Below are 25,380 nucleotides of genomic sequence, written 5' to 3' on the forward strand. Positions count from 1 at the left end.
ATGGGCACGCAGGCTAGCGCTCCTGACGGCCCGGGGGAACGAGGCGTGCGGAAGCCGCGCGGCGGACCGCCGGGTCTTCCACCCTTCCATACCGACCGGTTAGTCTGCCCGGGTCAGCCGAACCGCGACCGAGCCGAACCATCTGGAGGGGTCCATGAACGCGGCCACGCACGAGCTCCGGGACGCCGCCGTCGTCGTCACCGGGGCGGGCGGCGGCATCGGCGCCGCCCTCGCCCGGCGCTTCGCCGCCGAGGGCGCCCGCGTCGTCGTCAACGACCTCGATCCCGACCGCGCCGAGGCCGTCGCCGCCGAACTCGGCGCCGTCGCCGTCCCCGGCGACGCCTCCGCGATCGTCGACGAGGCCCGCGCGGCCCTCGGCGGCACCGTCGACGTCTGGTGCGCCAACGCCGGGGTCGCCTCCGGCGGCGACGCCTTCGCCGACGAGGACGTCTGGGCCACCGCCTGGGACGTCAACGTCATGGCCCACGTCCGCGCGGCCCGCGCCCTGCTCCCCGACTGGCTGGAGCGCGGCACCGGCCGCTTCGTCTCCACCGTCTCCGCCGCCGGCCTGCTCACCATGATCGGCGCGGCCCCGTACAGCGTCTCCAAGCACGGCGCCTACGCCTTCGCCGAATGGCTCTCCCTCACCTACCGCCACCGCGGCCTGAAGGTCCACGCCATCTGCCCGCAGGGCGTCCGCACCGACATGCTCGCCGCCACCGGCTCGGCCGGCGACCTCGTGCTCGTCCCCACCGCCGTCGAGCCCGAAGCCGTCGCCGACGCCCTCCTCGACGCCGTCGCCGCCGACCGCTTCCTCGTCCTCCCGCACCCGGAGGTCGCCGACTACTACCGGCACCGCGCGGAGGACCCCGAGCGCTGGATCGGGGGCATGAACAAGCTCCAGCGGCACTGGGAGGCGGGCGCGCGGTAGCGCACCCGGCGACGGATGGGAAGATCTACCGACGGACACCCCGGCCACCAGGGACGGGGACGGCGAACCGGAAGGCGGCGGAGCATGGCCAGGACGACGGACGAGGACGGCGTTCCCGTCCCCCAGAGGCTCCTCGCCGCCGCCACCCGGCTCTTCGCCGAGCGGGGCTACGACCGCACCTCCGTCCAGGAGATCGTCGAGGCGGCCGGCGTCACCAAGGGCGCCCTCTACCACTACTTCGGCTCCAAGGAGGACCTCCTCCAGGAGGTGTACGCGCGCGTGCTCCGCCTCCAGCAGGAGCGGCTCGACGCGTTCGCGGACGCCGACGCGCCCGTCGAGGAGCGGCTGCGCGCCGCCGCCGCCGACGTCGTCGTCACCACCATCGAGAACCTCGACGACGCCTCGATCTTCTTCCGCTCCATGCACCACCTGAGTCCGGAGAAGAACAAGCAGGTCCGCGCCGAGCGCCGCCGCTACCACGAGCGCTTCCGCGCCCTCGTGGAGGAAGGCCAGCGGGCGGGCGTCTTCTCCTCCGCCACGCCCGCCGACCTCGTCGTGGACTACCACTTCGGCTCGGTGCACCACCTGTCCACGTGGTACCGCCCGGACGGACCGCTGACCCCGCAGCAGGTCGCCGACCACCTCGCCGGCCTCCTGCTGCGGGCCCTGCGCCCCTGAGCCCTCAGAGGTAGCGCTTCAGCTCGCGGCGGGCCAGCGACCGCTGGTGCACCTCGTCCGGCCCGTCCGCGAGCCGCAGGGTCCTGGCCGCCGCCCACAGCTCGGCGAGCGGGAAGTCCTGCGAGACGCCGCCGGCGCCGTGCGCCTGCACCGCCTTGTCGATGATGTCCACCACCGCGCGCGGGGTGGCGATCTTGATCGCCTGGATCTCGGTGTGGGCGCCCTTGTTGCCGACGGTGTCCATCAGCCAGGCCGTCTTCAGGACGAGCAGCCGCAGCTGCTCGATCGTCACCCGCGCGTCCGCGATCCAGTTCTGCACCACGCCCTGCTGGGCGAGGGTCTTGCCGAAGGCGGTACGGGAGACGGCCCGCCGGCACATCAGCTCCACCGCCCGCTCGGCCATGCCGATCAGCCGCATGCAGTGGTGGATCCGGCCCGGCCCGAGCCGGGCCTGCGCGATGGCGAAGCCGCCGCCCTCCTCGCCGATCAGGTTCGCGGCCGGGACCCGCACGTTCTCGAAGACGACCTCGGCGTGACCGCCGTGGTAGTGGTCCTCGTAGCCGTACACCCGCATCGCCCGGCGCACGGTGACGCCCGGGGTGTCGCGCGGGACCAGGATCATCGACTGCTGGCGGCGCGGGTCGGGCCCGTCAGGGCCCTCGGCAGTCGCTGACTTGCCCATCACGATGAAGACCTTGCAGTCCGGGTTCATCGCCCCGGAGATGTACCACTTGCGCCCGTCGATCACGTACCCGTCCCCGTCCCGCCGGATCCGGGTCTCGATGTTGGTCGCGTCGGACGACGCCACCTCGGGCTCGGTCATCGCGAAGGCCGAGCGGATTTCGCCCGCGAGCAGCGGCTCCAGCCACTGCTTCTTCTGCGCCTCGTCGCCGAACTGGGCGAGCAGCTCCATGTTCCCGGTGTCCGGGGCGGCGCAGTTGAGGGCGGTCGGCGCGAGCTGCGGGCTGCGGCCGGTGATCTCGGCGAGCGGGGCGTACTGGAGGTTGGTGAGGCCCGCCCCGTACTCCTCGTCCGGGAGGAAGAGGTTCCACAGCCCCCGCCGCTTGGCCTCGGCCTTCAGCTCGGCCACCACCGGCGGCTCGTCCCACGGCGAGGCGAGCCCGGCCCGCTGCTCCTCGGCGACGGCCTCGGCGGGGTACACGTGCTCGTCCATGAAGGCGAGGAGCCGGGCGCGCAGCTCCTCGGTGCGGGCGTCGTAGGCGAAGTCCATGGCGGTTCAGCCCTCCTGAAGGGTGGTCAGGCCGTGCTCGATGAAGACGGGGACGAGGTCGCCGATGCGGTCGAAGCCGGCGCCCACGGTCTGCCCGAGGGTGTAGCGGTAGTGGATGCCCTCCAGGATCACGGCGAGCTTGAACCAGGCGAAGGCCGTGTACCAGGAGAGGGCGGAGACGTCCCGGCCGGAGCGGGCGGCGTACCGCTCGACCAGTTCGGCGGCCGGGGGGTGGCCCGCGGCGGTCGCGGTCGTCGAGATCGGCGAGCCGGGCAGGTCCAGCGGGGTGCTGTACATGACGAGCAGACCGAGGTCGGTGAGCGGGTCGCCGAGCGTGGACATCTCCCAGTCCAGCACCGCCCGGATCCGGTCGTCCTCGCCGACCAGGGCGTTGTCGAGCCGGTAGTCGCCGTGGACCACGGTGGGCGCGGGGGATTCGGGCAGCGCGCGGCCGAGGGCGGCGTGCAGCTCCTCGATCCCGGGCAGCTCGCGTCCGCGGGAGGCGGCGAGCTGCTTGCCCCAGCGGCGCAGCTGCCGGTCGAGGAAGCCCTCGGGCCGGCCGAAGTCGCCGAGCCCGACGGCTTCCGGCTCCACCGCGTGCAGGTCGACGAGCGTGTCGACCAGGGCGTGCACGGCGGCGCGGGTGCGCTCCGGGCCGAGCGGGGCCAGCTGGGAGGCCGAGCGGTACGGGGTCCCCTCGACGAACTCCATCACGTAGAAGGGCGCGCCGAGCACCGACTCGTCCTCGCACAGCAGCACCGTGCCCGGCACCGGGACCGGGGTCCCGCCGAGGGCGCTGATCACCCGGTGCTCGCGCCGCATGTCGTGCGCGGTGGCCAGCACGTGGCCGAGCGGGGGGCGGCGCACCACCCAGCGGCCGGTGCCGTCGGTGACGGCGTACGTCAGGTTGGAGCGGCCGCCTTCGATCAGCCGGGCCTCCAGGGGGCCGGCGACCAGGCCCGGCCGCTCGCGGTCGAGGTGGTGGCGCAGGCGCTCGGGGTCGAGGCCGGGCGGCGGGGCGGAGTGGCTCATCGGGCGTACCTCCGGTGGGTCGGTCGGTCGGCGTTCATGATGACCGACCAGTCGGTATGTCGTCCAGGGGGGTCCCCGAACGCGGTGGGGGCGGGGCCCGGGCCCCGCCCCCACCGGACGGCCTCCCCGCTCACGCGTGGCAGGCCACCGGCACGCCCCCGTTCATCGCCGCCATGTCGCCGAAGACCGTCACCGGGTCGAGCGGGTGCCCCTCCGGAAGCCCGTCCAGCTCCGCGTACGCCCGGTGCAGGTTCGCCACCAGCCGCTCGCTCTCCCGCCACGCGCCGAACTCGCCCGGCTCCGCCCGGCGGGCGGTCTCCAGCGGCGGGTCCCCTTTGGCGTGCCCCTCGGCGGCCAGCTCCGCCACCCACCGCAGATACCGCTCGGTGGCGTCGTACGCGCCGGGGTCCGTCACCGGCCCGTGCCCCGGCACCACCCGCTCCGCGTCCAGCGACCGCAGCACCTCCAGCGCGCGCAGCGAGCCGGCCAGCGAGCCCATCGGCAGGAACGGCGTCCCGCCCTGGAAGACCAGGTCGCCGGTGAAGACCACGCCCTGCTCCGGCAGGTGCACGATCGAGTCGCCGGTGGTGTGCGCGGGACCCGGGTGCACCACCCGCACCTCGATCCCGCCCGCGTACACGGTCATCCGGTCGCGGTAGGTGAGGTCCGGCGGAGTGATCTCGACCCGGCCGAAGTCGGTCGCCGGCCAGAGCAGGTGCAGCTGGTGCCCGGCGGCCAGCTGTTCGGCCCGGCAGTTCTCGTGCCCGACGATCCGCGCCTCCGGCCGGAAGACGCCGTTGCCGTAGGTGTGGTCGCCGTGGTGGTGGGTGTTGACGACCGTGCGCGGCAGCGGCAGCCCCGCGGCGAGCACCGCCTCGCGCAGCAGCAGGGCGCGCCGCTCGGTGGCGGTGGTGTCGACGAGCAGCGACTCGTCCGCGCCGCCGAGGAAACCGGCGTTGTTCAGGCACCAGCCGCCGTCGGGCTGGACGTAGGCGTGGACGTGCGGCGCGAGCGTGACCACGTACGGATCGGTGGCAGGCACGGGGCTCCCCCGGGAAGAAGATCGACGAAACAGGGGAAGCCTGCCACCGCGGGACCCGCCGGGGGGCCGGTTCCCGAGGACCGGCCCGCCTCCCGGCCGCGCCGCCGGGCCCGCTCCGCCCGGTCCCGTCCTCCGCCGGCCCGTCCGGCTTGCGCAGCGCCCCGCCTCCGCCGAGGGTCGGAACCATGAAGGCGATCAGCTACCGCCGGTACGGCGGCCCCGAGGTCCTGGAGTACGGCGAGCTGCCCGACCCGAAGGTCGGACCCGACGAGGTCCTGGTCGAGGTCCGGGCGGCGGCGGTCAACCCGGTCGACTGGAAGGCGCAGGCCGGCTACCTCGACGGCATGATCGACGCCGTCTTCCCCGTCGTCCCCGGCTGGGACGTCTCCGGCGTCGTCGTCCGGCCCGGCGTCTCCGTCACCGAATGGGCGGAGGGCGACGAGGTGATGGGGTACGTGCGGGAGGACGTCCTCTCCCACGGCACCTTCGCCGAGTACGTCGCCGCCCCGATCCGCACCCTCGCCCGCAAGCCGCGCACCTGCTCCTTCGAGGAGGCCGCCGGACTGCCCCTGGCCGGCCTCACCGCCTACCAGGCCCTGCGCACCGCCCTCTCGGTGCGGCCGGGGGAGACGGTCCTCGTGCTCGCCGCGGCCGGCGGGGTCGGCTCCATGGCCGTGCAGATCGCCCGGCACCTCGGCTGCCGGGTCCTCGGCGCCGCCCGCGCGTCCGGCCGGGAGCGGGTGACGGCGCTCGGCGCCGAGTTCGTCCTCTTCGACGAACCCTCCTTCGCCCACCGGGTCCGGGAGCTCGCCCCGCACGGCGTCGACGCGGTCCTCGACACCCTCGGCGGCCCCTTCCTCCAGCACGCGGCGAAGCTGCTGGCCCCCGGCGGCCGGCTCGCCTCCATCGCCGACGGCGAGGTCCTGGCGCTCGGCGGCCGCTACTACTGGGTGCGCCCCGACGCCGCCGACCTGGCCGCCCTCGCCGACCTCGCCGACGAGGGCGTCCTGGACGTCCGGGTGGCGAAGACCTTCCCGCTGGAACGGGCGGCCGACGCCCAGCGCGCCAACGCCGAGGGCGGCCTCCAGGGCAAGGTCGTCGTCACCGTCCCGTAGGGCCCGCGGCCCCGGCCGCCGGCGCCGCGGTCACCAGAGCAGCACCGCCCCGCACACCGCCAGGGCCACCGTGCACCCGGCCGCCAGCAGCGCGCCCCGCGCCGACAGGACGGGCGGCCGGGCGGTGTCCAGGGCCCGGATCCGCCGGTGGGTCACGGCCAGGAAACCGATCCACAGCAGCGCCGCGAGGGCCGGCCCGGCCACGTGGGCGGCCGTGGTGCCGCCCATGAGGGCCAGCTTGATCCCCAGCACCGCCACGACCGTGTACGACAGGGTGGTGCGCCGCCAGGCGAGCCGGGTCCGCTCCGGCTGGAGCCCGGGGTCGCGGGCCTCGTCCCCGGCCCCGGCCGGCCCGCCCACTACCCGGCCCGGCCGAAGACCACGAGCCCCACCATCGCGACCGCCACCACGGCCACCACGAGGCTCAGCACCGCCGGGAAGCGGGAGACGGGAAGGTCCTCGCCCCGGCGCATGGCCCGCTCGCAGCGGATCCAGTGGTTCACCGCACGCAGCGCGCACAGCACGCCCGCGGCGAGCAGCGCGAGCGCGAGCCCGACCCGGACCGCCCAGCGCAGGTCCGGCAGGAACTGGTCGACGGCGAAGCCGCCGCCGATGAGCGCGAGCGCCGTCCGGATCCAGGCGAGGAAGGTCCGCTCGTTGGCGAGGGAGAAACGGTAGTCGGGGGTCTCGCCCTCGTCCCGGATCCGCCGCGGCGCGAACCACAGCCGCAGGCTCTGCACGAATTCACTCACCCCGGCACCCTAACGGCCCGCCCCCGACGGCACCCGTCCCCGGGACCGCGCCCACCGGCGCCCCGCCCGGGTCCGGCCCGCTCCGCGCCTACCGCCCCCGCCGCGCCGTCAGCCGTTCGTACGCGGCGAGGCCGTCCGGCACCCACTCCCAGGCCCCGGGGGCGCCGGGCAGCCGCTCCCGCAGCTCGTCCTCGGTGAGGAAGGCGTGCCAGGCGACCTCCTCCGCCTGGGGCCGCACCGGCAGGTCGCAGCGGACCTCGTACACGGACGACCACCACTTCCCGGCCACGCCCCCGGAGTCGTACAGGAACTTGAACAGGAAGGCGGGCCGGGGGAGCCCGGAGACGCCCAGCTCCTCCTCGGCCTCGCGCAGCGCCGCGTCGTCGTAGGACTCGCCGGCGCCGACGACCCCGCCGACGAACAGGTCGTACATCGACGGGAAGACCAGCTTGGTCGGGGTCCTGCGGTGGACGAAGACCCGGCCCTCGGCGTCCCGCACCCGGATGAAGGTGCAGCGGTGGATCAGGCCCCGCGCGTACACCTCACCGCGCGGGGCCCGGCCGATCACCCGGTCCTGCTCGTCGACGACGTCGAGTACTTCTTCGGAGGCGCTCATGGCCCCATCAAAGCAGCCGGGCCCCGGGGTTCACTGCCCCATGACGTACTTGACCGTCGGGCCGGTGGTCCAGCCGCCGTCCACGGCGAGCTCGGCGCCCGTCACGTACGAGGCGGCGTCCGAGAGCAGGAAGACGACCGCGCCGGCGATCTCGTCGGCCTCGCCGACCCGGCCCATCGGCGTGTTCGGGTACATGCCCTCGCCGCGCCGGATGCCGACCGAGGCGGTCATCGGCGTGTAGGTCATGCCCGGGTGGACCGAGTTGACGCGGATCCTCGAGGTGCCGAGCTCCACCGCGCCGATCTTGGTGAGGCCGCGCACGCCCCACTTGGAGGCGCCGTAGCCGGCGGTCAGCGCGAGGCCCATCAGGCCGGCCGCGGAGGAGATGTTGACGATGGAGCCGCCGCCGGCCTCCCGCATCACCGGGATCGCGGCCTTCATGCCGATGAAGACGCCGGTGAGGTTGATGTCGAGGACCTTGCGGAAGTGCTCGACGCTCTCGGTCTCCAGGAGGGCGCCGGTGGAGATGCCGGCGTTGTTGACGAGGCCGTGCAGCGCGCCGAACTCGGCGACGGCGTACGCGACGGCCGCCGCCCACTCCTCCTCGGAGGTGACGTCGTGGTGGAGGAAGCGGGCGCGCTCGCCGAGCTCCGCGGCGGTCGCCTTCCCGTCCTCGTCGAGGACGTCGGTGATCACCACGTTCGCGCCGGCGGCGACGGCCTGGCGGGCGGCCTCGGCGCCCAGGCCGCGGGCGCCGCCGGTGACGAGGACGGTCTTGCCGGTGAGGTCGTTCATGAGAAGTCCTTTTCTGGGGGTTCAGGCCGTCCGGGGCGGTGCGGCCCGCAGGAGCGCGGTGGTGGTCCCGACGAGATCGGCGAGGAAGAGCGCCCGGCTCGTGAGCGGCTCCGTCCCGTCGAGGTACTGCCGGGCCCGGTCGGCGAGGGCCGCGCCCACCACCGTGAGGGCCAGGTCGACGCGCTCGCGGACCAGCGGCTCCGGCAGCCCGTCGGCGGCCAGCCGCTCGGCCACGCGCTCGATCAGCGCCCAGTAGGCGGTGCCGGCCAGGGTGGGGTGCGGGGTGCGGGAGCGGATGCCGCTCTCGTGGCTGAGCTGTGCGGAGATCCGCAGGCAGCGGCGGCCCCGCTCGGTCTCCAGCTCGCTCGCCTCGGCGGTGACGAGGGCCGTGATCAGCTCGCGCACGCCGGCCTCCTCGTCGTACCCGAGGGAGACGAGCACCCGCTCGGTACGGGCCAGCCGGCCGGCCATGACCGCGTCGAGGAGCCCGGCGCGGGAGCCGAAGTGGTACTGGACGGCCGACGGGTTGGCCTGTCCGGCGAGCCGCGTGATGTCCCGCAGCTGGGCGCCGTCGACGCCCTGGGCGGCGAAGAGTTCCTCCGCCGCGCGGATCAGTTTGTCCCGGGTCCCGGGCCCCGACGTCCTTGCCATGCGTCCATGTTAATGCTCGACATTAAAAAACGGGAGGGGCCGGCGGAGCCCGGACGGTTGACTCGATACATCCGTGTATCCAAGATGCGGTCCATGTCCTACGACGCAGACGTGATCGTGATCGGAGCGGGCCTCGCCGGCCTGGTGGCCACCGCCGAGCTGGTCGAGGCGGGCCGGTCCGTGATCCTCCTGGACCAGGAGCCCGAGCAGTCCCTCGGCGGCCAGGCCCACTGGTCCTTCGGCGGGCTCTTCCTCGTCGACTCGCCCGAACAGCGCCGGCTGCGCGTCCGGGACAGCCACGCGCTCGCCCTCCAGGACTGGATGGGCACCGCCGGCTTCGACCGCCCCGAGGACGACTGGGCCCGCCGCTGGGCCGAGGCGTACGTGGACTTCGCCGCCGGCGAGAAGCGCTCCTGGCTCCACGCGCGCGGGGTCCGCTTCTTCCCGGTCGTCGGCTGGGCCGAGCGCGGCGGCTACGACGCCACCGGGCACGGCAACTCCGTCCCCCGCTTCCACATCACCTGGGGCACGGGCCCCGGCCTCGTCGCCCCCTTCGAGCGCCGGGTCCGCGAGGGCGCCGCCCGCGGCCTCGTCACCTTCCGCTTCCGCCACCGGGTCACCGCCCTCGGCCGCACCGACGGCACCGTCGACACCGTCTCCGGCGAGATCCTGGAGCCCTCGGACGCCGAGCGCGGCACCGCCAGCAGCCGCACCGCCACCGGCTCCTTCGAGCTGCGGGCCCAGGCGGTGATCGTCACCACCGGCGGCATCGGCGGCAACCACGACCTGGTCCGCGCCCAGTGGCCCGCCCGCCTCGGCACCCCGCCCGCGAAGCTGCTCTCCGGCGTCCCCGCCCACGTCGACGGCCTGATGCTCGGCATCGCGGAGAAGGCGGGCGCCCGGCACGTCAACCGCGACCGGATGTGGCACTACACCGAGGGCATCGAGAACTGGAACCCGATCTGGGCCCGGCACGGCATCCGCATCCTGCCCGGCCCGTCCTCCCTCTGGCTCGACGCCACCGGCAAGCGGCTCCCGGTGCCGCTCTTCCCCGGCTTCGACACCCTCGGCACCCTCGAACACATCATGCGGACCGGCCACGACCACACCTGGTTCGTCCTCGACCGGCGGATCATCGGCAAGGAGTTCGCCCTCTCCGGTTCCGAGCAGAACCCCGACCTCACCGGCAAGTCCGTCCGCGACGTCCTCGGCCGCGCCCGCGCCGACGTCCCCGGCCCCGTCCGGGCCTTCATGGACCGCGGCGCCGACTTCGTCGTCGAGGACGACCTCTCCGCCCTCGTCCGCGGCATGAACCGGATCACCGGCCAGGACCTGATCGACGAGGCCGCGCTCCGCCGCGAGATCACCGCCCGCGACCGGGAGGTCGCCAACCCCTTCACCAAGGACCTCCAGATCACCGCGATCCGCGGCGCCCGCGGCTACCTGGGCGACCGGCTCATCCGCACCGCCGCCCCGCACCGCATCCTCGACCCGAAGGCCGGCCCGCTGATCGCCGTCCGCCTCAACATCCTCACCCGCAAGTCCCTCGGCGGCCTCCAGACCGACCTCTCCTCCCGCGTCCTCACCGAGACCGGCGAACCCCTCCCCGGCCTGTACGCGGCGGGCGAGGCCGCCGGTTTCGGCGGCGGCGGCGTCCACGGCTACCGCTCCCTCGAAGGCACCTTCCTCGGCGGCTGCGTCTTCTCCGGCCGCGCGGCCGGCCGGGCGGCGGCCGCGGCGACGGCCTGACCGCACGGACGAAGGGCCCCGGACCTCCGAGGAGGTCCGGGGCCCTTGTCGCGGCACCGGCGGCGCTACAGCACCAGCGACAGCAGCAGCACGAAGACCAGGCCCACCACCGAGATGATGGTCTCCATCACCGACCAGGTCTTGATCGTCTGGCCGACGTTCATGCCGAAGTACTCCTTCACCAGCCAGAAGCCGGCGTCGTTGACGTGGCTGAAGAAGAGCGAGCCGGCGCCGATCGCGAGCACCAGGAGCGCCGTCTCGCCGGTGGACATCCCCGCGGCGAGCGGGGCCACCAGGCCCGCCGCCGAGATCGTCGCGACCGTGGCGGAGCCCGTCGCGAGCCGGATGGCGACGGCGATCAGCCAGGCCAGGAGCAGGGCCGGGATCGACCAGTCCTTGGAGAGGTCCAGGATCATCTGGCCGACGCCGATGTCGATCAGGGTCTGCTTGAAGCCGCCGCCCGCGCCGACGATCAGCAGCACGCCGGCGATCGGGGCGAGGGACTTCTCGACCGTCGAGGACAGCCGCTCCTTGGTGAAGCCGGCCGCGCGGCCCAGCGTGAACAGGGCCACTATGACGGCGGCGAGCAGCGCGATCAGCGGCGAGCCGATGACGTCGGTGACCTTCTGCACGGCGTTCTCGGGGTCGTCGACCACGATGTCGACGAGCGCCTTCACCAGCATCAGGACCACCGGCAGCAGCACGGTGGCGACGGTGACGCCGAAGCCGGGGCGCTTCTCCAGGTCCTCGGAGGGACGCGCCGGGATCATGTGCTCGGGCGCCTGGATGTCCACCCAGCGGGCCGCGTACCGGGAGAAGAGCGGACCCGCGATGATCACGGTCGGGATCGCGACGACCAGGCCGAGGGCGAGGGTGACACCCAGGTTGGCGCCGACGGCGTCGATCGCGACGAGCGGGCCGGGGTGCGGCGGGATGAGCCCGTGCATCACGGACAGGCCGGCCAGGGCCGGGACGCCGATCCGCATCAGCGAGTAGTTGCCCCGCTTGGCGACCATCAGGACCACCGGGATCAGCAGCACGATGCCGACCTCGAAGAAGAGCGGCAGGCCGATCACGGAGGCGATCAGGACCATCGCCCACGGCATGGACCGCCTGCTCGCCTTCGCCAGGATCGTGTCGACGATCTGGTCGGCGCCGCCCGAGTCGGCGAGCAGCTTGCCGAGGATCGCGCCGAGCGCGATCAGCACGCCCACGCCGGCCACGGTGTTGCCGAGCCCGGTGCTGAACGACTTGATGGTGTCCGCGAGCGGGGCGCCGGCGAACGCGCCGAGCGCGAGCGAGCCGATGGTCAGCGCCAGGAACGCGTGCAGCTTGAACTTGGTGATGAGCAGGACGATGACGGCGATGCCGGCGAGCACGGCGATGCCCAGCTGGGCGTTGCCGGCCGAGGTGATCGGCTCGACGGCGTCCGCTGCCAGCATCTCGACGCTGAGACTGGTCACGGTGGGTCCCTTGGGGGTCGAAGGGGAGGAAGGGGGGAAGGGGGGAAGGGGAGGGAGGAGGAGGGGACGGATCAGAAGAGCGGTACGGGCCGGTCGAAGGCCCGCAGCGCGGCCACCGCGCGGGCGGCGATCTCCTCCGGGGTCCCGGAGACGTCGACGGCGACGCCGGCCTCGTCCTCCTCCAGCGGCTGGAGGGTGGCGAACTGGGAGTCGAGCAGCGCGGTGGGCATGAAGTGCCCCTTGCGCGCCGCCATCCGGCCCTCGATCAGCTCCCGGTCGCCGGTCAGGTGGAGGAAGACGATCCCGGGGGCGGCCGCGCGCAGCCGGTCCCGGTAGACCCGCTTCAGCGCGGAGCTGCTGACCACCCCGCCGCGCCCGGCCCGGCCGTGCGCCCAGGCGCCGATGGCGTCGAGCCACGGCTCCCGGTCGGCGTCGTCCAGCGGGACGCCGGCCGACATCTTGGCCACGTTGGCCGCCGGGTGGAAGTCGTCGCCCTCCGCGTACGGCAGGCCGAGGGCCTCGGCGACCAGCGGACCGATCGTCGTCTTGCCGGTGCCGGCGACGCCCATGACGACGACGACCGGGGGAGCGGCGGGGTGGGGGGTGGTGCTCATGGGGGGTGCCTCGCTGTCTTCTTCGACATCGGTGCTGTCTTCGCGACATCGATCCGTCGCGCTCATGAAACCCATTGAGTACGACGTATTCAAGAGTCTGTGACATAAAAGTCGTACTTTTAATTCCCGTCTGCCTCCCCGCCGCGCCCCGGCCCGGTCTCCGGTGTGATCACCGGCCCGGCCCCGCATAGGCTGAGCCCCATGACGACACCGGCCCAGGGGCTCCACTCGCACGTGCTCGCCACCCTGGGCCTGGCCATCACCGCCGGGGAGTACCCGCCCGGCACCGTCCTGCGCACCGACGAGCTCGCCCAGCGCTTCGACGTCTCCCGGACCGTCGTCCGCGAGGTCGTCCGCGTCCTGGAGTCGATGCACCTGGTGGAGTCCCGGCGCCGCGTCGGCGTCACGGTCCTGCCCACCGAGAGCTGGAACGTCTACGACCCCCAGGTCATCCGGTGGCGGCTGGCCGGCGCTGACCGCCCCCGCCAGCTCCGCTCCCTCACCGTGCTGCGCTCCGCCGTCGAGCCCGTCGCGGCCGGCCTCGCCGCCCTCAACGCCACCCCCGCCCAGTGCCGCGAACTCACCGAGCAGGCCCTCGGCATGGTCGCCACCTCGCGCGGCCGGCAGCTGGAGGCGTACCTGGTCCACGACATCGCCTTCCACCGGGTCGTCCTCAACGCCTCCGGGAACGAGATGTTCGCCCGCCTCGGCGACGTCGTCGCCGAGGTCCTCACCGGCCGCACCCACCACCACGTGATGTTCGAGGACCCCGACCCGGCCGCCGTCACCCTCCACGTCCAGGTCGCCGAGGCCGTCCGCGAGCGGGACGCGGCCCGGGCCGAGGCGCTGACCCGCGAGATCGCCGTCGGCGCGCTCCGGGAACTGGACGTCCTCGCCCCGTGACGACGCGTTCCCGCCGTACGCCGTACAGCGCTGCGTAACCTCTGAAGTAGCTCAAATCCGGGCGTTCAGTGAATTCGCTCACAGTCAGTGAGCGGCCCTTGCCGTGAGGATGTCGGCTGGCCGTCCAGGGGCGACCCCCACGAAGGGATCCCGGGGCACGGCCGGGTACCGCACAGCCCCCTCCCCCTCACGAAGGCGAACAACTCCATGAGTGACCGCGTCATCGCGGCCGAGCCGCTGTCCGCCGCCCCGGCGGGCACGGCAGCCTCCCCCCACGTGGACGCCGGCGACGCCGGATACCGCAAGGACCTCAAGTCCCGGCACATCAACATGATCGCCATCGGCGGCGCCATCGGCACCGGGCTCTTCCTCGGCGCCGGCGGCCGCATGGCCAGCGCCGGCCCCTCGCTCTTCATCGCGTACGCGGTCTGCGGCGTCTTCGCCTTCTTCGTCGTCCGGGCCCTGGGCGAGCTGGTGCTCTACCGCCCGTCCTCCGGCGCCTTCGTCTCCTACGCCCGTGAGTTCATGGGGGAGAAGGGCGCCTACACGGCCGGCTGGCTCTACTTCCTCAACTGGTCGACCACCGCCGTCGCCGACATCACCGCCGCGGCCACCTACGCCCACTTCTGGTCGATGTTCAGCGACGTCCCCCAGTGGATCCTCGCGCTGATCGCCCTCGCGGTCGTCCTCGCCGCCAACCTCATCTCGGTGAAGTACTTCGGCGAGATGGAGTTCTGGTTCGCGATCATCAAGGTCGCCGCGCTCGTCGCCTTCATGCTCGTCGGCATCTTCCTCGTCGTGACCTCGCACGACGTCGGCGGCTCCACCCCGGGCCTCGCCAACATCACCGACAACGGCGGCATCTTCCCCAACGGCGTGATGCCGATGCTCCTGCTCGTCCAGGGCGTCGTCTTCGCCTACGCCTCCGTCGAGCTGTGCGGCGTCGCCGCCGGCGAGACCGAGAACCCCGAGAAGATCATGCCGAAGGCGATCAACTCGATCATGTGGCGCGTCGGCCTCTTCTACGTCGGCTCCGTCGTCCTGCTCGCGCTGATCCTCCCGTACACCGCCTACTCCGGCGACCAGAGCCCCTTCGTCACCGTCTTCGACAAGCTGGGCGTCCCCGGCGCCGCCGGCGTGATGAACCTCGTCGTCCTCACCGCCGCCCTCTCCAGCCTCAACTCGGGCCTGTACTCCACCGGCCGCATCCTGCGCTCCATGTCGCTGGCCGGCTCCGCGCCCAAGTTCACCGGCGTCATGAACAAGGGCGGCGTGCCCTACGGCGGCATCCTGCTCACCGCGGGCTTCGGCGTCGCCGGCGTCTTCCTCAACTTCGTGATGCCCGAGGACGCCTTCGAGCTGGTGCTGAACTTCGCCTCCATCGGCATCATCGGCACCTGGGCCATGATCATGGTCTGCTCGCTGCTCTTCGTCCGCCGCGCCGAGGAGGGCAAGCTCACCCGCCCCGCCTACCGGCTGCCCTGGGCCCCGTACACCCAGATCGTGACGCTGGTCTTCCTGGCCTCCGTCATCGTCCTCATGTGGATGGACGGCGGCATCGGCCGCACCACCGTGAACTGCCTGCCGCTGATCGCCGCGGCCCTCGTCGGCGGCTGGTTCCTGGTCCGCCGCCGGGTCCGGGAGACCTCCGGCAAGCAGGACTGACCCACCCCCGACTCCCCCCACGGGAGCGAAGGACCCCCGCAGGCACGGCCTGCGGGGGTCTCGCCTTTTATCAGGAGATAGTGGTACGCAGGAGGCTTACAAGATCCTCTGAAGGGAAGTCAGCGATGCCACAGCACGTGCGGGGGGTCATCGCCCCCGGTCGGAACGAGCCGGTGCGGATCGAGACGATCGTCGTCCCCGACCCGGGCCCCGGCGAGGCCGTGGTGAAGATCCAGGCCTGCGGCGTCTGCCACACCGACCTCCACTACAAGCAGGGCGGGATCAACGACGACTTCCCCTTCCTCCTCGGCCACGAGGCCGCGGGCGTCGTGGAGGCCGTCGGCGAGGGCGTCACCGACGTCGCCCCCGGCGACTACGTGATCCTCAACTGGCGGGCCGTCTGCGGCCAGTGCCGCGCCTGCCGCCGCGGCCGCCCCTGGTACTGCTTCGACACCCACAACGCGCGGCAGAGGATGACCCTGCTCGACGGCACCGAGCTCTCCCCGGCCCTCGGCATCGGCGCCTTCGCCGAGAAGACCCTCGTCGCCGCCGGCCAGTGCACCAAGGTCGACCCGGCCGTCGCCCCCGAGATCGCCGGCCTCCTCGGCTGCGGCGTGATGGCCGGCATCGGCGCCGCGATCAACACCGGGAACGTCTCCCGGGGCGACACCGTCGCCGTCATCGGCTGCGGGGGCGTCGGCGACGCCGCGATCGTCGGCGCCCGCCTCGCCGGAGCCGCGAAGATCATCGCCGTCGACATCGACGAGCGGAAACTGGCCAAGGCGAAGGAGATGGGCGCCACCCACACCGTCGACTCCCGCGCCGCCGACCCCGTCGAGGCGGTCCGCGAGCTCACCGACGGCTTCGGCGCCGACGTCGTCATCGAGGCCGTCGGCCGCCCCGAGACGTACACGCAGGCGTTCTACGCCCGCGACCTCGCCGGCACCGTCGTCCTCGTCGGCGTCCCCACCCCCGAGATGAAGCTCGAACTCCCCCTCCTCGACGTCTTCGGCCGCGGCGGCTCCCTCAAGTCCTCCTGGTACGGCGACTGCCTGCCGTCCCGCGACTTCCCGATGCTCATCGACCTGCACCGGCAGGGCCGCGTCGACCTCGGCGCCTTCGTCACCGAGACCATCGCCCTCGACGAGGTCGAGAAGGCCTTCGCCCGCATGCACGAGGGCGACGTCCTGCGCTCGGTGGTGGTGCTGTGATGACCGCCCGCGTCGACCACCTGGTCACCTCCGGCACCTTCAGCCTCGACGGCTCCACCTGGGACGTCGACAACAACGTCTGGATCGTCGGCGACGACACCGAGGCGATCGTCATCGACGCCGCCCACGACCCCGACGCGATCCTCGCCGCCCTCGACGGCCGCACCCTGCGCGCCATCGTCTGCACCCACGCCCACGACGACCACGTCGGCGCGGCCCCCGCGCTCGCCGCCGCCACCGGCGCCCGCGTCCTGCTCCACCCCGCCGACCAGCCGCTGTGGAAGCTCACCCACCCCGATCACACCCCCGACGGCGACCTCGCCGACGGCCAGGTCCTCACCATCGCCGGCACCGACCTGAGGGTCCTCCACACCCCGGGGCACGCCCCCGGAGCGGTCTGCCTGTACGCCCCCGACCTGGGCACGGTCTTCACCGGGGACACCCTCTTCCAGGGCGGCCCGGGTGCCACCGGCCGGTCCTTCTCGGACTTCCCCACGATCGTCGGCTCGATCCGGGAGAAGCTCCTGACCCTCCCGCCGGAGACGGTCGTCCGCACCGGCCACGGCGACTCCACCACCATCGGCGCCGAGGCCCCGCACCTGGAGGAGTGGATCAGGCGGGGCCACTGAGCGGACCGAGCGAGAGGCGGCTGACGAACCGCCTCTCCTCACCCGTGCGCGGGTCGGTGAACTCCAGCGTCCGCGCGAGCAGCCGCAGCGGCCGCCGGTAGTCCTCCGGCCCGTCCTCCCGCACCACCGGATAGAGCGGATCGTCCAGGATCGGCAGCCCCAGCGCGTTCATGTGCACCCGCAGCTGATGCGTCCGCCCGGTCTCCGGCAGCAGCCGGTACCGCCCGAGCCCGCCCCGCCGCTCCAGCAGCTCGATCCGGCTCACCGCGTTCGGCTCGCCCGGCACCTCCCGGGCGGCCGGCACCCCCCGCTCCTTCTCGATCCGGCTGCGCACCGTCACCGGCAGCCCCACCGCCGGGTCGTACGGCGCCACCGCCTCGTACTCCTTGCGCACCCGCCGCTCCTTGAAGAGCAGCTGGTACGCCCCCCGGTCCTCGGGCCGCACCACGAACAGCACCAGCCCGGCCGTCAGCCGGTCCAGCCGGTGCGCCGGCTGCAGCGCCGGCAGCCCCAGCCCGGCCCGCAGCCGCGCCATCGCCGTCTCGGTCACGTGCCGCCCGCGCGGGGTCGTCGCCAGGAAGTGCGGCTTGTCCGCGACCACGATCCGCTCGTCCCGGTGGACCACCCCGATTTCGAACGGCACCCGCTCCTCGGGCACCAGGTCCCGGTGGAACCACAGCCACCGCCCCGGCTCGTACGGCTCCGAGGCCGCCGCCGCCCGCCCGTCGGCCCCCACGAACCGCCCCGCGTCCAGCATCGCGCCGATCCGCTCCGCGCCCACCGCCGCCCCGTACCGCCCGAGCAGGTACGCCCCCACGGTCGGCCAGGCCCCCTCCGAGTCCTCCGGCAGCCGCAGCCGCACCGGGTCGATCCCGTCCCGCTGCGGCAGCGGCGCGGCCGGCACCCTCTTCCTCCGCACGGCTCCGCCTCACTCCGTCCGCACACGCCGACATACGCCGAAGTCCCGGCCGAGAGGACTCGACCGGGACTTCTTCACTGGTGTCCGAGGGGGGACTTGAACCCCCACGCCCGATAAAGGGCACTAGCACCTCAAGCTAGCGCGTCTGCCATTCCGCCACCCGGACAGGGTGTGTGTCTCGCGGCCCTGGGCCGTTCCGACGAGGAAAACCATAGCAAACATTCGGGACGGCCGATCACCACCCCCTCGCCCGCCCCGGCCGCCCCGCCGGCCCCGCCGGACCGGCCGGTCTCGCCATGTGTCCGGGGCGTGTCGGCCGGTGGACGCCCTTGCGCCGCCGGGGCGGGGGCGCGGGAGGATGGGGGCGATCACCAGGAAGCACGCGGTGCACGTCGTGGGAGGAAGCAGCGTGAGCGAGTCGAACACCGGCCGGACCGTCTCGGGCGAGGACGAGGTCGTCGACCTCTGCCGGGACCTCATCCGCATCGACACCAGCAACTACGGGGACCACTCCGGCCCGGGGGAGCGCGCCGCGGCCGAGTACGTCGCCGAGAAGCTCGCCGAGGTCGGCCTGGAGCCGAAGATCATCGAGTCCCACACGGGCCGGGCCTCCACCGTGGCCCGCATCGAGGGCGAGGACCCGTCCCGCCCGGCCCTGCTCATCCACGGCCACACCGACGTCGTCCCGGCCGACGCCGCCGACTGGACCCACCACCCCTTCTCCGGCGAGGTCGCCGACGGCTGCGTCTGGGGGCGCGGCGCCGTCGACATGAAGGACATGGACGCGATGACCCTGGCGGTCGTCCGCGACCGGCTGCGCAGCGGCCGCAAGCCCCCGCGCGACGTCGTCCTCGCCTTCCTCGCCGACGAGGAGGCCGGCGGCACCTACGGCGCCCGCCACCTGGTCGACCACCACCGCGACCTCTTCGACGGCGTCACCGAGGCGATCGGCGAGGTCGGCGGCTTCTCCTTCACCGTCAACGAGAACCTGCGGCTCTACCTGGTCGAGACGGCCCAGAAGGGCATGCACTGGATGCGGCTCACCGTCGAGGGCACGGCCGGCCACGGCTCGATGACCAACTCGGACAACGCGATCACCGAGCTGTGCGAGGCCGTCGGCCGGCTCGGCCGCCACCAGTGGCCGGTCCGCGTCACCAAGACCGTCCGCAGCTTCCTCGACGAGCTGTCCGACGCGCTGGGCACCCCGCTCGACCCCGAGGACATGGACGCCACCCTCGCCAAGCTCGGCGGCATCGCCAAGATGGTCGGCGCCACCCTGCGCAACTCCGCCGCCCCCACCATGCTCGGCGCCGGCTACAAGGTGAACGTCATCCCCGGCCAGGCCACCGCCCACGTCGACGGCCGCTTCCTGCCCGGCTACGAGGAGGAGTTCCTCGCCGACCTCGACCGGATCCTCGGCCCCCGGGTGAAGCGCGAGGACGTGCACGGCGACAAGGCCCTGGAGACCAGCTTCGACGGCGCCCTCGTCGACGCCATGCAGCTCGCCCTGCGCGCCGAGGACCCGATCGCCCGCGCCGTCCCGTACATGCTCTCCGGCGGCACCGACGCCAAGTCCTTCGACGACCTCGGCATCCGCTGCTTCGGCTTCGCCCCGCTCCAGCTGCCGCCGGAGCTGGACTTCGCCGGCATGTTCCACGGCGTCGACGAGCGCGTCCCGGTCGACGGCCTGAAGTTCGGCGTGCGCGTCCTGGACCGCTTCCTCGACGCCTGCTGACCGGCGGATTCGGCAGCGCGTTTGGGCGTGACCGGAAAGAGTGAATGCACCCGGGAGCTCGTAGCCCCCTTCCTTCCCCCTCGTTACAGGTGGTGCGGTCCGCGGCTGGGGCCGCATTGTCAACTAGGAGGAATAATGATCAAGAAGGTCGTCGCTGCTGCGGCTGCCACGGGCGGTCTGGTTCTCGCGGGCGCGGGCATGGCCGTCGCCGACGCCGGTGCCCAGGGTGCGGCCATCGGTTCCCCCGGTGTCCTCTCGGGCAACGTCGTGCAGGTCCCGGTCCACGTGCCGGTCAACGTCTGCGGCAACACGATTTCCGTGATCGGCCTGCTGAACCCCGCCTTCGGCAACACCTGCGTCAACGCCTGACGTTGTGCCCCGCCCCCTGAGGGGGTGAGCCGGTCCGGCCCCGGAGTGCGTGCCATGCACTCCGGGGCCGGTGGCGATTCGGCCCCGGGCACGGGCCCGGTGGCCCTCTCTTCCAAGCCGATCAGGCGAATGCCGAGAAGGCAGGTAAGCAAGCTATGCGACAGGTCACGCGCAAGAGCATCATCACCGTCGCGGCGGCCGGAGGCGTCTTCGCGCTCGGCGGCGGCCTCGCCCAGGCGGATTCCGCCGCGAACGGCAGGGCCGCGAACTCACCCGGCGTCGCGTCCGGGAACACCGTGCAGGTCCCGGTCCACGCCCCGGTCAACGCCTGCGGCAACACCGTCGACGTCGTCGGGGTGCTCAACCCGGCGATGGGCAACTCCTGCGCGAACATCCCCGCACAGGCCGGTCCCGGCGCGTCCGGCACCGCGCACGCGAGCGACTCCCCGGGCGTCGCCTCCGGCAACACCGTCGTGGTGCCGGTCGAGGTCCCGGTGAACGTGTGCGGCAACAGCGTCACGGGCATCGGCCTCGGCAACGCCGCCACCGGCAACGACTGCGCCCAGAGCGAGAACCCCGACACGGGCTACGGCGAGGAGCCCGGCGGTTACGGCGAGGAGCCGGGCGGCTATGGCGAGGAGCCGGGCGGCTACGGCGAGACCCCGGAGACCCCCGGCACCCCGGGCACGCCCGGTACGCCGGGGACCCCGGGCACGCCCGGCACCCCCGGTACGCCCGGTACGCCGGGAACCCCGGGGACCCCCGGCACCCCTGGTACGCCGGGTACCCCCGGTACTCCCGGCACGCCGGGCACGCCCGGTGTGCCGCCCGGCCCCGGAGGCGGTTCGAACCAGCCGGGGCCGCAGCTCACCCCGCCGCCGGCCGCTCCGGACGAGCTCGCCGAGACCGGCTCGTCCGCGCCGCTCGGCGTGATCGTGCCGGCCGCCGCGGGGATGCTGCTCGCGGGCTCGCTGGTCTACCGGCGCTCCCGCCGCGGCGCCTGAGCCGGCCGGCCGGAACGCGAAGGGGCCCCGCACCGCGGGGCCCCTTTCGCGTCCGTCACCAGGTCGCGCGGAGCTGACGGATGATCCGCCGCTTCAGCCGCACTCTGCGACTGCCGTCCCGGCGCAGGGTGAGTCGGTCCAACTCCCAGTGTCCGTACTCGGCATGGTCGGTCAGAAGCCGCGCGGTCTCCTTGCGGGAGAGGCCGCGCGGCACGTACACGTCGACAAATTCGTATTCCGGCATCGCATCTATTGTGCGGGCACCGGCCCGGTACGGATAGCGTCTGTCCCATGTCTGATGCTGCGCAGCCCACCGCTGCCGAGGTACGTGCCGCCGCAGAGGCGGTCAAGACCGCACTGGACCGTCACCTCGCGGCGGTCGAACGCCGCACGGGTGACGACGACACGGCGGTGTACGAGGCGTTCAACGCCCTCGCCGCGGCCGCCGAGACCTATGACGAACTCCTCTACGACCGCTACGACGAGGTGACCCCCTTCGAGATCCCGGGGGCCGACGACGGGCTGCCGCCCTACGCGGGACCTGACGAACCACACGCCCTCAGCGTGCTGATCCGCCGCGACTACGCCGTGGCGGAACCGCGCCGGCTGGTGGCCCAGGCCCGGCGCGTCGCCGACCTCGACCACGACGAGGACGGGCCCCGCTCCACCGCCGCCGCGCTGGGGGTCCTCTTCGGGGAGTACGAGCCCGACGAGATCGCCTCCCGGCACAAGGAGTTCGGCCTGGAGGAGGGCGACTCCACGCTCTGGGTCACCGCCGCCGGGGACCTCCCGGAGCCGGGGGAGTGGCTGGCCGCCCCCTTCGAGCAGGCCGACCCGGAGCGGATCGTCTGCCGCTTCGACATCAGCTCCGTCTTCGACGACGACGAGGACGACGACCGGGCCGCCGGGGCCGCGGAGACGGGCGGCGGGCGGGGCGGCGGCCGCTGACGCGTACCGGGGAGGACGCTGGAGGGCCGGGACGCCCGCACGTGGTGTCCCGGCCCTCCGGCGCTCTCCGGTGGTCCTACTCCTCGTCGGGGGCGGCCAGCAGGCCCACCAGGAGCGGCCGCAGCCGGGTCGTCCGGGCCGGGGCGAGGACCTCGGCCACCGCCCGCGGCAGCGCCTGGTCCACCCCGTGCACCACCGACAGGTGGCGCTCCGCCCGGCCGAAGGCCGTGTAGACCCACGGCCGGCTCAGCCCCGGCGCCGCGTCGCCCGGCAGCACCACGACCACCGCCGGCCACCGGCCGCCGGCCGCCTGGTGCGCGGTCAGCGCCCAGCCGTGCCGCAGCACCGACTCCACCCGCTCCTTCGCCACGACGACCTCGCCGTCCGGGGTGCGCAGCCGCAGGCCCTCGGCGTCGGCCCCCAGGACCGTGGCCCCCACCGTCCGGCCGGGCACCGGCGCGTACGCCACCCGGTCGCCCGGGTCGTAGCCCCCGAAGCGGCCCGGCCCCGGGTTCAGCCGCTGCTTCAGCGCCGCGTTCAGCGCGCGGGTCCCGGCCGAGCCGCCGTGGCCGACCGTGATCACCCGGGTCTGCTCGGCAGTCAGCCCGAAGGCGCGCGGCACCGAGTCCGCGACCAGCTGGACCGTGCGGTGCACGGCCTCGCCCGCGTCCCGCACCGGGACGATCACGACCTCCTTGCCGGGGGCCTCGACCTGGTTCAGCTCGCCGACGCCGATCCCCGAGACCAGCTCGCCCAAGGGGCCCGGGTCGGGCCGGCGGGAGGCCACCCGGGGGCAGACGCGGGCCGCGAGCGCGTCCGCGAACACCGCGCCCGGGCCGGCCGCCCCGAGCACCTCGGGATCGCCGCTGAGGACCAGCCGGCAGCCGTCGGGGAGGGCCTCGACGAGCATCGCGCCCGTCTCCACGTCCAGCTGGGGGGCGTCGAGCACCACCAGCAGGTCCAGGGCGAGGGAGCCGTCCTCGTCACGGCCCGGTCCGGCCGTCCCGGAGAGCAGCGCGGCGAGCGGCACCACCGTCCCGGCGGCGCGCTCCTCCTCGCCCGGCCGCTCCGGGTCGTGCACGGTGACCAGGACGCGCAGCCCGCGCTCCCGCGCGGCGGCGGCCAGGGCCACGGGCTCGGCGCGGGCGGCCTCGCCGCCGGTGTGCAGCACCAGACCGTGGCCGCCGACGGCCCGCTCCAGCTCGCCGCCGTCCCACTCCTCGGCGGTGACCGTGCGCGCCAGCCGGGCCAGACCGTCGGCGAGGCTCTCCTCGGCCAGCGCGTACCGGTCGAGACCGAGCAGCGGGGGCTCCGCCGGCCCGGCCTCCGCCGGGCGGCCCCCTCCGTCCTCCTCCGGCTCCCCGTCCTCCAGGGGCTCCTCCGCGTCCTCCTCCTGGAAGAGGAGGACGGCGCCCTCGGAGACCGCCGTCCCGACGGCCTTCTCCGGGTCGGGGACCCCGTGCCGGGCGAGCCCGGCCCGCACCTCGTCGGCGGTGAGCGCGGTGTGGCCCTGGAGGGCGGCCCGGTCCAGCAGCCACACGGTCAGGGCGACCGCGCGGCGCGGGTCGTCCGGGCCGCAGGCCCCGCCGAGCAGCGCCCGCGCGAAGCCGTCGGCCTGCTCCGGCCGCACCCCGGCGACGGCCAGCAGCCGCCACGGGTCCTCGGCCAGGGCCTCGGCGGCCCGCTCGCCGAGCGCGGCGGCGGCCGGTCCGGCCAGCGCCTCGGGAGCGCCGCCGCGGGCCAGCACCTCGCGGACCCCGGCCAGGGCCCCGGCCGTGGGCACGGGCGCGGCGGCGGGCGCCGGGACGGGCGGACGGACGGCGGGCGCCCCGGACGGGGCGGACCGGTCCGGGGGAGCCGGGTGGACCGGCGGGGCCGCGTGGGCGGGCCGGGGCGGCTCGGGCGCCGGCGCGAAGAAGGCGTCGCCGGACGCGGAACCGCCCTCCACGGCCCGTACGGCGGCGAGCAGGTCGGCGGCGGCGCCGCTCAGCTTCGCCCCGCTCGCCACGGGACCGGCCTTCTCGGCCTTCCGCGCCTCGATCCTGGCCCGCAGCTCCCGCTGGGCCGCCAGCTCGGCCTGCGCCTCGCTCAGCTCCGGCGCCGCCTCCTCCGAGGCCGCACCGCCCTCGCCGCCCTCGCCGGCGGTCTCGTCGGCGGCCGTCCCGTCCCCCGGCGCGGCGGTCGCCGCCTCCGGCTCGGCGGACGGCGCCCCGTCCTCGTGGGCCACGTCCTCGGGTGCCTCGGGCGCGGTCTCCCCGGCAGGCTCGGTCACAAGGTGCTCCAGTCGTGATCCGGATAACGGTGCACGGGCGCGGACACATCGTCCAAAGCCCGGCAGATCTCGTCAGGAAGACTAAGGCCCTCCACCGACAGCGCCGCCGTGAGCTGGCGCGCCGTGCGCGCGCCGACGATCGGGGCGGTGACCCCGGGCCGGTCGCGCACCCAGGCGAGCGCCACGTGCAGGGGGCTGGTGGCCAGCCCGTCGGCGGCGGTGCTGACCGCCTCCACGATCCGGCTCGCGGCCTCGTCGAGGTACGGCTCCACGAACGGCGCCAGCGCCTCCGAGGCGCCCCGGGAGTCGGCCGGGGTGCCGCTCCGGTACTTGCCGGTCAGCACCCCGCGGCCCAGCGGGGAGGACGGCAGCAGACCTATGCCGAGGTCGATCGCGGCGGGCAGCACCTCCCTCTCGACGCCCCGCTGGAGCAGCGAGTACTCCAGCTGGGCGCCGGCGAGCCGGGTCCGGTCGCCGGCCAGCTGCCAGGTGCCGGCCTTGGCGAGCTGCCAGCCGCAGAAGTTCGCCACGCCCGCGTAGCGCGCCCGGCCGCTGCGCACGGCGATGTCGAGCGCCTGGAGCGACTCCTCCAGCGGCGTGTACGGGTCGTAGGCGTGCAGCTGCCACAGGTCCACGTGGTCCGTGCCGAGCCGGGCGAGGGAGGCGTCGAGGGCGGCGAGGAGGTGGCCGCGCGATCCGTCGGTGCGCCGGTCCGGGTCCGGGACGCTGCCGGCCTTGGTCGACAGGATCAGGTCCCGCCGGGGCACGAGCCGCTCCATGAGCCGCCCGAGCAGATACTCCGCCTCGCCGCCGCCGTACACGTCGGCGGTGTCCACGAGCGTGCCGCCCGCGTCCCAGAACGCCCTCAGCTGTTCGCCGGCGTCGTGCTCGTCGGTGTCCCGCCCCCAGGTGAGCGTGCCGAGCCCGATGCGCGAGACGCGCAGGCCGGTACGTCCGAGATGCCTCTGCTCCATGGTCGGGACCTTACTGGCCGGGGCAGCGGGCGCGGAGACCCTGTGGACGGAACCTGTGGACGACGGCGCGGCGCCCGGCTCC

The 25,380-nt window shown here is 74.1% G+C and carries 26 protein-coding genes and 1 tRNA gene; 12 read left to right on the top strand and 15 right to left on the bottom strand.

Translation table 11 applies throughout. The annotated features are described in order from the left end of the window. Positions 1-154 precede the first annotated feature (154 nt). Together AB0E83_RS20755 and AB0E83_RS20760 are read left to right on the top strand one after the other, a co-directional pair. Complete coding sequence (locus AB0E83_RS20755; protein WP_362113619.1) at positions 155-931, top strand: SDR family oxidoreductase; 777 nt, start codon at positions 155-157, stop codon at positions 929-931. Positions 932-1,015: 84 nt separating this feature from the next. Continuing rightward, positions 1,016-1,609: a TetR/AcrR family transcriptional regulator gene (locus AB0E83_RS20760; protein ID WP_362113622.1), complete on the top strand. Its 594-nt coding sequence runs from the start codon at positions 1,016-1,018 to the stop codon at positions 1,607-1,609. Between the two features lie 4 nt (positions 1,610-1,613). Here the strand turns inward: AB0E83_RS20760 and AB0E83_RS20765 are convergent, their stop codons facing one another. The 3 genes from AB0E83_RS20765 to AB0E83_RS20775 form a co-directional block, all read right to left on the bottom strand. Continuing rightward, a complete protein-coding gene (locus AB0E83_RS20765; protein WP_362113625.1) occupies positions 1,614-2,840 on the bottom strand; it encodes an acyl-CoA dehydrogenase family protein in 1,227 nt (408 codons plus the stop codon). Positions 2,841-2,846: 6 nt separating this feature from the next. Next, entirely contained in the window at positions 2,847-3,872 is a 1,026-nt protein-coding gene (locus AB0E83_RS20770; protein WP_362113628.1) for a phosphotransferase family protein, read from the bottom strand. Positions 3,873-4,002: 130 nt separating this feature from the next. Beyond that, the gene (locus tag AB0E83_RS20775; RefSeq protein ID WP_362113631.1) at positions 4,003-4,914 is read right to left on the bottom strand and encodes an MBL fold metallo-hydrolase; all 912 of its coding nucleotides are present in this window, start codon (positions 4,912-4,914) and stop codon (positions 4,003-4,005) included. Between the two features lie 185 nt (positions 4,915-5,099). On the opposite strand from AB0E83_RS20775, the gene AB0E83_RS20780 reads away from it, so the two are divergent. Continuing rightward, on the top strand, positions 5,100-6,029 hold the full coding sequence (locus AB0E83_RS20780) for an NADP-dependent oxidoreductase (protein WP_362113634.1): 930 nt from the start codon (positions 5,100-5,102) through the stop codon (positions 6,027-6,029). A 30-nt stretch (positions 6,030-6,059) separates the two neighbouring features. On the opposite strand, the gene AB0E83_RS20785 is transcribed toward AB0E83_RS20780, so the two are convergent. The 5 genes from AB0E83_RS20785 to AB0E83_RS20805 all read right to left on the bottom strand — a co-directional run bounded on the left by AB0E83_RS20785 (position 6,060) and on the right by AB0E83_RS20805 (position 8,843). Then, entirely contained in the window at positions 6,060-6,389 is a 330-nt protein-coding gene (locus AB0E83_RS20785) for a DUF202 domain-containing protein (protein ID WP_362113637.1), read from the bottom strand. Further along, entirely contained in the window at positions 6,389-6,781 is a 393-nt protein-coding gene (locus AB0E83_RS20790; RefSeq protein ID WP_362113639.1) for a DUF202 domain-containing protein, read from the bottom strand. The genes AB0E83_RS20785 and AB0E83_RS20790 overlap by 1 nt, the downstream gene beginning before the upstream one ends. Positions 6,782-6,869: 88 nt before the next feature. Continuing rightward, on the bottom strand, positions 6,870-7,397 hold the full coding sequence (locus tag AB0E83_RS20795) for an NUDIX domain-containing protein (protein ID WP_362113642.1): 528 nt from the start codon (positions 7,395-7,397) through the stop codon (positions 6,870-6,872). A gap of 30 nt (positions 7,398-7,427) precedes the next feature. Beyond that, positions 7,428-8,192 (bottom strand): glucose 1-dehydrogenase, encoded by a 765-nt coding sequence (locus AB0E83_RS20800; RefSeq protein WP_362113645.1) that lies wholly within the window; start codon positions 8,190-8,192, stop codon positions 7,428-7,430. Between the two features lie 21 nt (positions 8,193-8,213). Further along, the gene (locus AB0E83_RS20805) at positions 8,214-8,843 is read right to left on the bottom strand and encodes a TetR family transcriptional regulator (protein WP_362113648.1); all 630 of its coding nucleotides are present in this window, start codon (positions 8,841-8,843) and stop codon (positions 8,214-8,216) included. A gap of 93 nt (positions 8,844-8,936) precedes the next feature. On the opposite strand from AB0E83_RS20805, the gene AB0E83_RS20810 reads away from it, so the two are divergent. After that, on the top strand, positions 8,937-10,592 hold the full coding sequence (locus tag AB0E83_RS20810) for an FAD-binding dehydrogenase (protein WP_362113651.1): 1,656 nt from the start codon (positions 8,937-8,939) through the stop codon (positions 10,590-10,592). A 65-nt stretch (positions 10,593-10,657) separates the two neighbouring features. Here AB0E83_RS20810 and AB0E83_RS20815 read toward each other — a convergent pair whose 3' ends face one another. Together AB0E83_RS20815 and AB0E83_RS20820 are read right to left on the bottom strand one after the other, a co-directional pair. After that, positions 10,658-12,055, bottom strand: coding sequence for a gluconate:H+ symporter (locus AB0E83_RS20815; RefSeq protein ID WP_362113654.1), 1,398 nt, complete (start codon positions 12,053-12,055; stop codon positions 10,658-10,660). A 71-nt stretch (positions 12,056-12,126) separates the two neighbouring features. Further along, positions 12,127-12,669 carry a gluconokinase gene (locus AB0E83_RS20820; RefSeq protein WP_362113657.1) on the bottom strand — a complete coding sequence of 181 codons (543 nt, stop codon included), beginning with the start codon at positions 12,667-12,669 and terminating at the stop codon, positions 12,127-12,129. Positions 12,670-12,870: 201 nt separating this feature from the next. Here AB0E83_RS20820 and AB0E83_RS20825 point away from each other — a divergent pair, with 201 nt between their 5' ends. The 4 genes from AB0E83_RS20825 (at position 12,871) to AB0E83_RS20840 (ending at position 17,077) form a co-directional block, all read left to right on the top strand. Beyond that, entirely contained in the window at positions 12,871-13,572 is a 702-nt protein-coding gene (locus tag AB0E83_RS20825; RefSeq protein ID WP_362113660.1) for an FCD domain-containing protein, read from the top strand. A 207-nt stretch (positions 13,573-13,779) separates the two neighbouring features. After that, entirely contained in the window at positions 13,780-15,237 is a 1,458-nt protein-coding gene (locus tag AB0E83_RS20830) for an amino acid permease (RefSeq protein WP_362113663.1), read from the top strand. 125 nt (positions 15,238-15,362) lie between these two features. Next, entirely contained in the window at positions 15,363-16,448 is a 1,086-nt protein-coding gene (locus AB0E83_RS20835; protein ID WP_362113666.1) for an S-(hydroxymethyl)mycothiol dehydrogenase, read from the top strand. Next, positions 16,448-17,077, top strand: coding sequence for an MBL fold metallo-hydrolase (locus AB0E83_RS20840; RefSeq protein ID WP_362113669.1), 630 nt, complete (start codon positions 16,448-16,450; stop codon positions 17,075-17,077). Before AB0E83_RS20835 ends, AB0E83_RS20840 begins: the two co-directional genes overlap by 1 nt. On the opposite strand, the gene AB0E83_RS20845 is transcribed toward AB0E83_RS20840, so the two are convergent. Further along, a complete protein-coding gene (locus AB0E83_RS20845) occupies positions 17,061-17,996 on the bottom strand; it encodes an RluA family pseudouridine synthase (RefSeq protein ID WP_362113672.1) in 936 nt (311 codons plus the stop codon). The two genes, AB0E83_RS20840 and AB0E83_RS20845, sit on opposite strands and share 17 nt — an antisense overlap. Positions 17,997-18,074: 78 nt before the next feature. Beyond that, positions 18,075-18,162: transfer RNA gene (locus tag AB0E83_RS20850), tRNA-Leu, on the bottom strand. A 243-nt stretch (positions 18,163-18,405) separates the two neighbouring features. On the opposite strand from AB0E83_RS20850, the gene AB0E83_RS20855 reads away from it, so the two are divergent. From AB0E83_RS20855 to AB0E83_RS20865, 3 genes are all read left to right on the top strand, one after another. Then, positions 18,406-19,731: a M20/M25/M40 family metallo-hydrolase gene (locus AB0E83_RS20855; RefSeq protein WP_362113675.1), complete on the top strand. Its 1,326-nt coding sequence runs from the start codon at positions 18,406-18,408 to the stop codon at positions 19,729-19,731. Positions 19,732-19,866: 135 nt separating this feature from the next. Then, positions 19,867-20,100: a chaplin ChpH gene (chpH, locus tag AB0E83_RS20860; protein WP_362113678.1), complete on the top strand. Its 234-nt coding sequence runs from the start codon at positions 19,867-19,869 to the stop codon at positions 20,098-20,100. Positions 20,101-20,255: 155 nt separating this feature from the next. Continuing rightward, positions 20,256-21,104 (top strand): chaplin, encoded by an 849-nt coding sequence (locus AB0E83_RS20865; protein WP_362113681.1) that lies wholly within the window; start codon positions 20,256-20,258, stop codon positions 21,102-21,104. A 55-nt stretch (positions 21,105-21,159) separates the two neighbouring features. Here the strand turns inward: AB0E83_RS20865 and AB0E83_RS20870 are convergent, their stop codons facing one another. Then, on the bottom strand, positions 21,160-21,348 hold the full coding sequence (locus tag AB0E83_RS20870; protein WP_282693716.1) for a DUF5703 family protein: 189 nt from the start codon (positions 21,346-21,348) through the stop codon (positions 21,160-21,162). 47 nt (positions 21,349-21,395) lie between these two features. On the opposite strand from AB0E83_RS20870, the gene AB0E83_RS20875 reads away from it, so the two are divergent. Beyond that, positions 21,396-22,052 (top strand): hypothetical protein, encoded by a 657-nt coding sequence (locus AB0E83_RS20875; protein WP_362113684.1) that lies wholly within the window; start codon positions 21,396-21,398, stop codon positions 22,050-22,052. Between the two features lie 76 nt (positions 22,053-22,128). On the opposite strand, the gene AB0E83_RS20880 is transcribed toward AB0E83_RS20875, so the two are convergent. Together AB0E83_RS20880 and AB0E83_RS20885 are read right to left on the bottom strand one after the other, a co-directional pair. After that, complete coding sequence (locus AB0E83_RS20880) at positions 22,129-24,324, bottom strand: ATP-dependent RecD-like DNA helicase (protein ID WP_362113687.1); 2,196 nt, start codon at positions 24,322-24,324, stop codon at positions 22,129-22,131. Next, positions 24,321-25,298, bottom strand: coding sequence for an aldo/keto reductase (locus AB0E83_RS20885; RefSeq protein WP_362113690.1), 978 nt, complete (start codon positions 25,296-25,298; stop codon positions 24,321-24,323). Before AB0E83_RS20885 ends, AB0E83_RS20880 begins: the two co-directional genes overlap by 4 nt. Between the last annotated feature and the right edge of the window lie 82 nt (positions 25,299-25,380).

Origin of the sequence: Streptomyces sp. NPDC035033 (genome assembly GCF_040636735.1) — a bacterium.
Lineage (GTDB): Bacteria > Actinomycetota > Actinomycetes > Streptomycetales > Streptomycetaceae > Streptomyces.